General features: G+C 71.0%; 3 protein-coding genes. 2 read left to right on the plus strand and 1 reads right to left on the minus strand.

Features of this window, described 5'->3' with window-relative positions; translation table 11 throughout:
- Positions 1 to 123: 123 nt before the first annotated feature.
- The gene (locus tag ABT186_RS47560; protein ID WP_351930668.1) at positions 124 to 654 is read right to left on the minus strand and encodes a pep a2; all 531 of its coding nucleotides are present in this window, start codon (positions 652 to 654) and stop codon (positions 124 to 126) included.
- Between the two features lie 312 nt (positions 655 to 966).
- Here ABT186_RS47560 and ABT186_RS47565 point away from each other — a divergent pair, with 312 nt between their 5' ends.
- Both ABT186_RS47565 and ABT186_RS47570 read left to right on the plus strand, forming a co-directional pair.
- Positions 967 to 1257: a DUF5133 domain-containing protein gene (locus ABT186_RS47565; RefSeq protein ID WP_502973562.1), complete on the plus strand. Its 291-nt coding sequence runs from the start codon at positions 967 to 969 to the stop codon at positions 1255 to 1257.
- A gap of 83 nt (positions 1258 to 1340) precedes the next feature.
- Positions 1341 to 1958: maltotransferase domain-containing protein (locus ABT186_RS47570; RefSeq protein WP_351930670.1), on the plus strand; the 618-nt coding region annotated here is incomplete at its 3' end.

Genomic DNA, 1958 nt, shown 5'->3' on the forward strand with positions numbered 1-1958 from the left:
CCCTCACGCCCATCCCCACGCCCCGGCGGGGGGGGGCGCGCCCCGCTGCACGCGCCCACGGGGCGCCGCCGCGGGCGCGCCCCCGGCCAGTCCCGCTGGGGCGCGCCCGCTCGGCCGTAGCAGTCAGGCGGGGGCCAGGGCCGGCTCCCGCTTCTCGGCCCGAGCCTTAACCCCCAACCGCCCGCTGGCGTCCCCCCTAAGCCGCAGGGCGCGGGGGAGGGGGCGCGTCTCCCGCAGGCTCGGTGCGGGGCCCACCGGCACGAGCAGGGCGTGGTCGCCGGCCCGGGCCCGCTGCGAGAACCAGATGATCTTCCCCCCGGTGTTGGTGGCGCAGCAGCCCCAGCCGTTGCTCAGTGCCGCGATCTGCGCCAGGCAGCCGGCCGGCGCGTAGTGCGGCCTGATGTCGCGTTCGCTGTCCTGTACCGCGGTGATGAGGTGCTGACCGTTCCACCACATCTCGATGGTGGTGTTCTTGTCCGTCGCGTGTTCGTCGATCGTGCGCAGCAGCGCATCGGAACACTGACAGACGGGCTCGACGAGCGTGTCCAGATTCCAGTACCGGAGATGGGCGGCCAGAATTCTCCGGACCTGTCCTATCCGCTCCGGGCTGATCTCCACGTCGAGATGGTAGTAGCAGGGCGCTGCGGTCTTCATCGTCGTTGGCTCCTCACCGGCGAAGCTCTACTCCTCCTCGCCCCAGTGGGCGCGAGCCCCGATCACGAAGCGTGAGCGGTCATCGCTTCTGAGTCAGTCCCAGAGTGCGATTGCTACTCCATTCGTGCAACACGAAGCCCACGCACCACTGTGGTTGAAACCACGCACCACTGTGGTTGAAAACCGAACAGGACGCTGGGTGGCGCCCCGTGCACCATGGGTGAAGGTCTCGAGCGCCGTAACGGACCGATACCGCTCCGTCCACGGCCTTCGCGCACCGTCCGGACCGCGGCCCCGCGACCGTCCGGAACCGTGCTCCAGCGCAGAGAGTGGGAGGTGACCGGCGCCATGCTGCTGCCAGCCACAGCCGAGGTCGCCAGACATCTCGAGCGGTACCGGGCGTGGGAACGTCTGATGCTCGCGTCCCCCGACAACCGCGCGGTACGCGGCAACTTCGAGAACACGGGCTACACCCTGTGCGTGCTGATGGGCAAGCGCTGTGCGCGCGAGGCCGTCGACGCTGCCGAGGTCTATCTGAGGGCCCATGTGGCCCCTGAGCGGGCCGTGCACAAAGCCCGCCCCATGCCGTCGGTGATCGCGTAGGGAGACGTCGTACCCGGCTGTGGGCCGAGGACCGGAGAGCCGGCGTCCGCCGAGGCTCGAGACCGGGGGAGGAGGTGAAATCGATGGAACCGCAGGCCGTGCACCGCGACGGGACGACCCCCCTCGCCGGCCGTGCAAGGCCCACGGTCGGACGCATCCCGATCATCGATGTCCGCCCGGCCGTCGACCGCGGCCGGCGTCCGGCGAAGGCGGTGGAGGGGGAGACCTTCCAGGTCACCGCGACGGTCTTCGGCGAGGGGCATGACGCCATCGGCGCCAACGTCGTCCTGCTGGACCCCGACGGCCGCCCCGGCCCGTGGACGCCGATGCAAGAGCTGGAGCCGGGTGGCGACCGCTGGGGTGCCGAGGTGACTCCGCGCTCGGTCGGCAACTGGACGTATCTGGTGGAGGCGTGGAGCGATCCGGTCACCACCTGGCGGAAGCACGCGAGGATCAAGGTCCCGTCGCGCATCGACGTCGCGCTGGTCCTGGAGGAGGGCGCCGGCCTGTACGAGCGGGCCGCCGCCGGAGTGCCGGACGGACCGCAGCGGGAGACGATTCGGGCGGCCGTCCGCGCCCTGCGTGACGAGTCCCGCCCCCCGGTCGCCCGTCTGGCGGCGGCGTTGACGCCGGAGGTGGATGGGGTTCTGGCTCGTCATCCGTTGCGGGAGTTGGTGTCGTCGTCGGATCCGTTGCCGTTG

The organism is Streptomyces sp. NPDC001634 (assembly GCF_040298185.1).
Classification (GTDB): Bacteria; Actinomycetota; Actinomycetes; order Streptomycetales; family Streptomycetaceae; genus Streptomyces.